The organism is Acidocella sp. (assembly GCF_028687955.1).
Classification (GTDB): domain Bacteria; phylum Pseudomonadota; class Alphaproteobacteria; order Acetobacterales; family Acetobacteraceae; genus Acidocella.
Window position 1 is genome coordinate 1 of sequence record NZ_JAQTZC010000079.1, and the last position, 8,469, is coordinate 8,469.

General features: G+C 62.6%; 7 protein-coding genes. All 7 read right to left on the reverse strand.

The window, feature by feature from the left end:
- Positions 1-666 (reverse strand): response regulator (locus tag PHE40_RS09715; protein ID WP_299961241.1); only part of this gene is annotated, 666 nt, incomplete at its 3' end.
- The gene (locus PHE40_RS09720; RefSeq protein ID WP_299961243.1) at positions 663-3,287 is read right to left on the reverse strand and encodes a sensor histidine kinase KdpD; all 2,625 of its coding nucleotides are present in this window, start codon (positions 3,285-3,287) and stop codon (positions 663-665) included. The genes PHE40_RS09720 and PHE40_RS09715, both read right to left, overlap by 4 nt.
- Positions 3,288-3,293: 6 nt before the next feature.
- Positions 3,294-3,872 (reverse strand): potassium-transporting ATPase subunit KdpC, encoded by a 579-nt coding sequence (kdpC, locus tag PHE40_RS09725; RefSeq protein ID WP_408838982.1) that lies wholly within the window; start codon positions 3,870-3,872, stop codon positions 3,294-3,296.
- A gap of 12 nt (positions 3,873-3,884) precedes the next feature.
- Complete coding sequence (gene kdpB / locus PHE40_RS09730) at positions 3,885-5,918, reverse strand: potassium-transporting ATPase subunit KdpB (protein WP_299961244.1); 2,034 nt, start codon at positions 5,916-5,918, stop codon at positions 3,885-3,887.
- A 1-nt stretch (position 5,919) separates the two neighbouring features.
- On the reverse strand, positions 5,920-7,614 hold the full coding sequence (gene kdpA / locus PHE40_RS09735) for a potassium-transporting ATPase subunit KdpA (protein ID WP_299961246.1): 1,695 nt from the start codon (positions 7,612-7,614) through the stop codon (positions 5,920-5,922).
- 4 nt (positions 7,615-7,618) lie between these two features.
- Positions 7,619-7,705: a K(+)-transporting ATPase subunit F gene (gene kdpF / locus PHE40_RS10985; protein ID WP_366523604.1), complete on the reverse strand. Its 87-nt coding sequence runs from the start codon at positions 7,703-7,705 to the stop codon at positions 7,619-7,621.
- Positions 7,706-8,145: 440 nt separating this feature from the next.
- A partial coding sequence (locus PHE40_RS09740) for a transposase (RefSeq protein ID WP_299961248.1) occupies positions 8,146-8,469 on the reverse strand: 324 nt, incomplete at its 5' end.

Here is an 8,469-nt window from a genome sequence, read left to right on the forward strand (position 1 = left end):
GAGAAGACGGTAGCCAACACCAGGTTCGGTGGCGATCAGTTTTGCCGCGCCCTCGCCTAAATGCTTCCGAAGTTGGCCGATATAGACGCGCAAATAGGCGACGTCTTCGGTATGAGCCGGCCCCCACAAAGCGGTGAGAAGCTGCCGGTGGGTAAGCACGCGGCCACGGTTGCGCGCCAGCAATAGCAGCAGCGCATGTTCGCGCTTCGTGAGCGGCAGCGCAACGCCGTTGCGAAGCGTGGCCCCGGGTGTGATGGCAAGGTCCGCAACATGCAGCGTCGCGGCAGCCGGTTCCGCGGCCCCGGCACGGCGCAGGGCGGTGCGGATGCGCGCCAGCAGCTCACCCAGGGCGAAGGGCTTTTCCACGTAATCATCGGCGCCGTCATCAAGTGCTGTGATCTTCTCTGCCTCACGGTCGCGCGCCGAGAGGATGATGACCGGCACGGCCGTGAAGGCGCGCAGGCGGCGCAACGCCTCCTGCCCATCCATGTCCGGCAGGCCGAGATCGAGCAGCACAAGGTCAGGCGCCTGGGCAGCGGCCTGGCGCAGGGCCTCCGCGGCCGTATCGGCGCGCAGCGGCGTGTAGCCGGCAGCGGTCAGTGCGGGGGAGAGAAAACGGTGGATTTGCGGCTCATCGTCCACAACCAGGATGCGGCCGGAGATCATGCGGCAGGAAGCTCCAATGTGATGACCGTGCCGGGCAGTCCATCCGCTGGCAGGTCGGACCGCGGGCTTTGCGCTGATATACGCCCATCCATGGCTTCGGTAAAAGCCTTGGCGATGGCGAGGCCAAGCCCCGTACCAGGTGCCACGCGGTCTCCCCGGCTGGCTCGGAAAAAACTGTCGAATACGGATTGCAGCTCGGTTTGCGGGATCCCCACCCCTTCATCCGCCACTTTGATGCGCACAGTATCGCCCGCGCGCTGGGCAGCGATGCTGATACGGCTGCCCAGCGGCGCGTATTTGACCGCATTGTCCAGCAGGTTGACCAAAACCTGTTCCAGCAGGGCGGGGTCGGCACGCACATGGGTGGCATCTGGCGCGATGTTGATGGCGGTATAGAGCGCGCCCGGCGTGCGGGTAATAGCGGCTTCGGCCAGGGTTTCCAACGGCACACGCGCGCGCTTTATGTCCAGCACGCCTGACTCGGCCCGCGCCATGTCCGTGATGTTGGCGAGGAATTTGCCCATACGAGACGTGTCTTCGGTGATGGCGTTGAGCAGATCGGCGCGCGTGGCGGCGTCAAGTTTTTCGCCCATGGTGACAAGCGTTTCGGCTGCGCCGCGGATGGCGGTAAGCGGAGTGCGCAAATCATGGCTGAGCGATGAAAGCAGCGCGTTGCGCAGCTTCTGGCTGTCTTCATGCGCTTGCGTGCGGGCCGTCTGCATGGAGAGCCTGGCGCGTTCCAGGGCCAGGGCGGTCTGGTCCGCCAAGGTGGCCAGGGTCTGCACCACAGGCGTCGGCGGCGCCACAGCGGTGCGGGCGCCCAGCACACCCGCCACCGTGCCATGGCTATGTAGCGGAAAAAAGCGCCAGGGAACGGAAGGCAAAGTGGCGGTGCCGGTCCCGGTTTCCATGTCGTGCGTCAAGCACCATGCGGCGGCGACCTCTGCGGCTTCGTCCAGCACCGTGCCGTCAGGACGCCACACCTCAGGCGTCAGTGTGCCGTTCTGAGCCAGCAGCACTATGCCGGCACCGGTAATGGCGGCGGCTTCCTCGGCAGCGGAGGCCATAACGTCCGACAGCGTGGCCGCGCGCGAAAGCCGCTGCCCGAACAGCGAGATGCGGCGCAGCGCCTCCATGCGCGCGGCGGCCCCCGCGGCCTCCTGCCGCACGCGGCCGGCCAGCGTGCCGGTAATGAGTCCCACCAGCAGGAAGACGAGCAGCGCCACGACATCGCGCGGATCGGTTACGGAGAGTGTGTAGAAAGGCGGCAGGAAGAAAAAATTCCACAGGAAGAAGCCGGCCACCGCCGTGAAAAGCCCAGGCGCGCGCCCGGCGCGGCTCGCCATGGCGGCGATGAGGCCGGTGAAGATCAGCCCCATCGCCTCCTGCGGCAGGAGATTGCGCATGGAAACGCCGGTGAGGGTGATCGCGGCGAGCAGGCAGGAAGCGAGGATATAGGGGCTCCAGTCGCGCTCGGGCGCGGGGAGCTTGATGCGCGGCGGCGCGGCGGCGGGCACGGGCACGAAATGCAACGTAAAGTCCTGGGCCTGGCGTGTAAGTGCCTCGGAAAAGCGCCGCCCCAGCCCGCGCCCGCGCCGGGTGCGGCCCACGACGATATGGGTGATATTCTGCGCCGCCGCGTAATCTAGCACCGCGCGCACCATATCCGGCGCCGATTGCGTGACCACGCCGCCACCAAGCTGCACGGTTAGGTCGAGCGCGGCCTGCACATTGGCATTGTCGTCCGTGCGCTCAATGTGGAAGCTGGTGAGCGGCGCGTGCAAGGCCTCGGCCAAGCGCGCGGCGTGGCGCACCACATTGGAGGCGGCGTCATCCGCGCCGATAAGAGCCAGCACTTTTTCCGCCACGGGCCAGGGACCGGGAATGGCGGAGGAGCGCATATAACGTGTCACGTCTTTATCAATACGCTGCGCTGCGCGGCGCAACGCGATTTCACGCAAAGCACCGAGATTGCCCTCTCGGAAGAACCCCTCCAGCGCGCGGGCGGCAATATCGGGGCGGTACACAAACCCTTCCTGCAGCCTGGCGCGCAATTCGGCGGGGGGCAGGTCGATCAGCTCAATCTCATCCGCCATGTCCAGCACCGTGTCTGGCACTGTTTCCGCCACGCGCACGCCGGTTATGCGGGCCACCTGGTCGTTCAGGCTTTCCAGATGTTGAACATTTACGGTGGTCCACACATCGATGCCCGATTCCAGCACATCCTGCACATCCTGCCAGCGTTTGGCATGGCGCAGGCCAGGGGCGTTGGTGTGGGCTAGCTCATCCACCAGCAGCAGGGCCGGGCGCCGCTTCAGCGCCGCTTCCAGGTCGAACTCCTCCAGCGACTGGCCGCGATAGGGCACGGCAAGGCGGGGGAGCTGCTCCAGCTCGCCAATGGCTTCCCGCGTGCCGGCGCGGCCATGGGTTTCGATAAGCCCGGCCACCACATCCACGCCTTTCTGGCGTTTGGCATGGGCGGCGGCGAGCATCTCCCAGGTTTTGCCAACGCCAGGGGCCGCGCCGAGGAAGATCTTCAAATGCCCGCGCCCACCTTGACGCAGACTGGCCAGGAGGGCGTCAGGGTCTGGGCGTGAGCCGTCCGGCGTGGAGGGTTCCATAAGGGATTATTGGGGTGGCAAATGGTCCAAGGCAAGGTTGAGACGCAGCACATTCACATGGTTCGTGCCGATAATGCCACCCAGCGCGCGGTGTCGGGCCAAGTGGTTGACCAATGCAATGACTGTGGCGGCAGGCAGGTGCCGCGCGGCGGCAACGGCGGGGGCTTGGCGCAGCGCGTTCTCCGATGAAATATCGGGATCCAACCCCGAACCAGAGGCGGTAACGGCATCGGCCGGAACCGGGCCGGGGCCGTAGGCCTTGAGATAGGCGGCTACGCGCTGCCGCACGCTGGTGAGCAGCACCTTGCTGGTGGGGCCTAGGTTAGAGGCGCCGGATGTGTCCTGCGTGTACGGGTTGGGGCTGAGCACCGAGGGACGTGGGACGAAATATTGCGCGCCCGTGAAGTTCTGGCCGATGAGCACCGAGCCGATGGCCTGGCCGTTCTGACGTATGAGCGAGCCATTGGCCTGCCAGGGCAGTACCGCCTGCATGGCGCCGGTAAAAATGCCGGGCAGGATAAGCCCTATAAGGAGGGTGAAAAGCACGACCAGGGAAAAGGCCGGGCGGAGTTCGCGGAGGATCATTTTCTGCGTCCGTTACGAGAAGATGTGGAACAGGCCGAGGGTCATATCGATGAGCTTGATGCCGGCGAAAGGCGCGATGATGCCGCCCAGCCCGTAAATAAGCAGGTTGCGCTTGAGCAAAGCAGCGGCACCGATGGCGCGGAATTTTACGCCGCGCAGTGCCAGCGGCACCAGCACCACGATGATGAGCGCGTTGAAGATGACGGCGGAGAGAATGGCGCTCTCCGGCGTGTTGAGGCGCATGATGTTGAGCGCGCCGAGCTGCGGGTAGGTGGTGATGAAGATTGCAGGCAGAATAGCGAAATATTTGGAGATGTCGTTGGCGATGGAGAAGGTGGTGAGCGCGCCGCGCGTGATAAGCAACTGCTTGCCGATTTCCACAATCTCGATCAGCTTCGTCGGGTCGCTGTCGAGGTCGACCATGTTTCCCGCCTCGCGCGCGGCCTGTGTGCCGGTTTGCATCGCCACGCCCACATCGGCTTGGGCGAGCGCGGGTGCGTCGTTGGTACCGTCGCCGCACATAGCTACAAGGCGGCCTTCGCTTTGCACCTTCCTGATATAATCAAGCTTGTTTTGCGGATTGGCCTCGGCGATATAGTCATCCACCCCGGCTTCCGCCGCGATGGTAGCGGCGGTGATACGGTTATCGCCCGTGACCATGATTGTGCGGATGCCCATGGCGCGCAGCGCCGCGAAACGCTTTTTTATGCCCGGCTTGACGATGTCTTTCAGTTCGATGGCGCCAAGCAGCTTGCCCTCCGCAATAACGGCAAGCGGCGTGGAGCCAGCGCGGGCAATGCGGGCAATACTTTCAGTAAAGGCGGGATCCGGCGCAACGCCCAGCGCGGCGAGGACCGAGTCCACCGCGCCCTTGCGGTAGGATTTTCCGCCCGTATCAACGCCCGACATACGGGTATTGGCCGAGAAGGGAATAACGGCGGCATCATCCGGCGTGGCTAGGCTGATGCCGAAACGGTCGCGCGCGAAGGACAGGATGGAGCGGCCCTCCGGCGTGTCGTCGCCCAGGCTGGCCATGACGCAGGCTTCCGCCAAAGCGCGCTCAATCACGCCCGGCACGGGGTAGAAACCCGCGGCCATGCGGTTACCGAAAGTGATGGTGCCGGTTTTATCCAGCAGCAACGCATCCACATCGCCCGCGGCCTCTACCGCGCGGCCTGAAGTGGCAACGACGTTGAAGCGCACTAGGCGGTCCATGCCCGCAATGCCGATGGCCGAGAGCAGCCCGCCAATGGTGGTGGGGATGAGGCAGACCAGTAAGGCCGCCAGCACCGGAATGGAGAAGCGCGTGCCGGAATACTGGCCGAACCCGACCAGCGTGACCACGGCGATGAGAAACACAATGGTAAGACCGGCAAGCAATATGTTCAGTGCGATCTCATTCGGCGTTTTGCGGCGCTCGGCGCCTTCCACCAGCGCGATCATGCGGTCGAGAAAAGTGGCCCCGGCATCGGCAGTAATGCGCACCACCAGCCAGTCGGACACCAGATGCGTGCCGCCGGTAACGGCGGAGCGGTCGCCACCGGCCTCGCGCACCACGGGAGCGGATTCGCCCGTTACCGCGCTCTCATTCACGCTGGCCACGCCTTCTATCACCTCACCATCCGAGGGGATGAGGTCGCCCGCTTCCACCAGCACCACATCGCCGCATCTCAGATCCGGCGCCGAGGTGGGTTTGAAAATCGCGCGATCTTGCGGATCAACTAGAAGTTTCGCCATCGTGTCGGACCGGGTGCGGCGGAGCGATTCGGCACGGGCACGGCCCCGGCCTTCCGCCACGGCCTCGGCAAAGGTGGCAAAGACGACGGTGAGCCACAGCCAGATGGCGATGGTAATGGAAAAACCTGCCGGGCGATGGGTAAGCAGCGCCTCAATACTCGTGGCGGTCACCAGGGCGGCAACGATTTCGGTTACAAAAATGACTGGATTGCGGGCCAGCGTGAACGGGTTCAGCTTTGCGAGTGACTCCAGCGCGGCGCGGCGGATAATGCCGGTATCGAACAGGGAGATAGTTTCAGCTTTTGACATTTCAGAAGCTCTTTCCAGCGTAAAGGAGAAAATGCTCGGCGATTGGACCAAGCGTGTCAGCCGGCATGAATTGCAGCCCGCCCAGAATGATGATGACGCCGATGAGCAAGAAGGTGAAAAGCGGGCCGGTGGTGGGGAAAGTACCTGTGCTTTCCGAAAGCTTTGGCTTGGCGGCGAGTGACCCGGCGATGGCGAGAACAGGCACCATGAAGGCGAAACGGCCAAACAACATGGCTGCCCCCAACCCGTAATCCAGCAGCGGCGTGTCCCCCGAGAGGCCCGCGAAGGCAGAACCGTTATTCTCGGTGGCCGATGTCCAGCCATAGAGCATTTCCGAGAGGCCCTGCGGGCCGCCATTGGCGAGCGAGGCAACACCTGAAGGCGTGACCAGCGAAAAACAGGCACCAGCCAGGATGAAGAAGGTAAGGATGAGCACACCCAGCATGGCGAGCTTGATCTCCTTGGCCTGCACCTTCTTGCCCAAATATTCCGGCGTACGCCCCACCATCAGGCCCGCGACAAACACGGAGAGCAGGGCAAAGACGATGATGGTGTAGAAGCCCGAGCCCACACCGCCGGGTGTAACCTCGCCAAGCTGCATCAGGAACATGGGGATGACGCCGCCCAAGGGCGTGTAGCTGTCCGTGGCGCTGTCCACGGCACCGGTGGAGGTGCCGGTGGCGGCAACATTGAAGGTAGTACTTGCGGGAATACCGAATCTCACCTCCTTGCCCTCCCAATTGCCGCTGGCCTGCACGCCCGCCGCGATATGCAGCGGATTGCCCGCCGCTTCCGCCGCGTAGGCGCCCACACAGCCCAGCGCCAGGATGATGGCCATGGCCGCCATCAGGGCGCGGCCCTGCGCCTTATCCTTCACCATGTGACCAAAGGCGATTGGCAGCGCAAAGCCGATGACAAGCAGCAGCCAGGTTTCCAAGAGATTGGTCCAGGCATTGGGGTTTTCAAACGGGTGTGCGGAGTTGGCATTGAAAAATCCGCCGCCATTTGTGCCGAATTCCTTGATAGCCTCTTGGAACGCCACAGGCCCAATGGCCAACGGCTGCACGCCTGATTGCAGCGTGTGCAGCGGCATGCCCTGTGCGAATGTTTGCGGCGCACCCGCCAATACCAGCAGCGTGGCGGCAATCAGCGCGCCAGGGATAAGCAAGTACAGCGTGATGCGCGTGAGGTCGGTGTAGAAATTGCCAAGGCTTTTCAACCCGCTGCCGGTAAAGGCGCGCATAACGGCCGCAGCGACTGCAATGCCGGCGGCAGCGGAGAGAAACATATGCACACAGAGACCCAGCATCTGCGCGCCATTAGAAATCTGCTGCTCCGGCACGTAAGCCTGCCAGTTTGTATTGGTGGTGAAGCTGGCCGCCGTGTTGAACGCCAGTCGTGGAGACATGCCCGTGATATGCAGCGGGTTGAAGGGTAGGTAATATTGCAGCCTTAAAATGGCGTAGAGCAGCCCGAAATGGATAACGCTAAGCAGCAATAGGGCGATGGCATAGGATTGCCAGCCCATCTGGCGCGCCTCGTTAACGCCGGCCAAGCGGTAGAAGCCCCTTTCCAGCGGGCGCAACCAGGCTACGTGGCCTTCGAAAATGGCGGCTATATAGCGGCCAAGCGGAAAGGCCGTACCCAGCACAAGCGCGAACAGCAGGGCGATATAGAGGAGACCATGTATTGTCATAGGATCAGAAATCCTCCGGCCGTAACATGGCCCAGACAAGATAAACGAGAAGAAGAGCGGAGATGACGCTACCGGCGATGAGGTCGGGCATTACACACGCCCGCAAGCAGGAACGTAGATAAACAGCAGAGCGAAAATGACAGCGCCCGCGGATATGGAAACGAGATCACCCATGACAGGCTCCTTTCATCCCGTTGGTGTGCGCCCGGCCGCATAAAATTCATATGTGGAACATCTATCCACCGTATAAAGGCGGCATAAAGTTTGGTGGCCCTACCCGTCGAATGGCCAAAAATCTTAACCGCCAGCTCATCGCCAATGTTTCCTGCCCTTAGCATTTGCCGGAATGAATGCCGCAATGAATATAACACGACCCCAGGATCATCACTGACCTTTGCGTTCAGATATCTATTCAACTGCTTTGACCATGAAGCGGCCGTCCTTTGGTCGGCACCAGGCTGAACAAGCGAGTAGCCCCTGGCCTCTTGTTTCTTCGCCCAGTCGAGCAATCCCATCCGGACTAGTACCTCATCACAGTGATTTTGACTCTTTGGCGGCGTGGGGATAGGCGCGGGCGAGTTTCACTCGCGCGCGTTCTGTGTTGAACATCCATTTGATGCGTGCGCCACTGTCATTTCGCTGTTTTTCCCACGCCTTTATTTCTTTAACGAGGCGTTTGCGCTCGCCGATCCTGCGATCCAGGCATCGGCTGCGTAGCACGCCGATTTCGATTTCCACCATATTCAGCCAGCTTGCGTGCTTCGGCGTGTAATGGAACTCCAGCCGCTGGAGTACCCGGTGCGCCTCGGGTGCCGGAAAGGTTTCATAGAGCGCGCCCGCCGTATGGGTCGACAA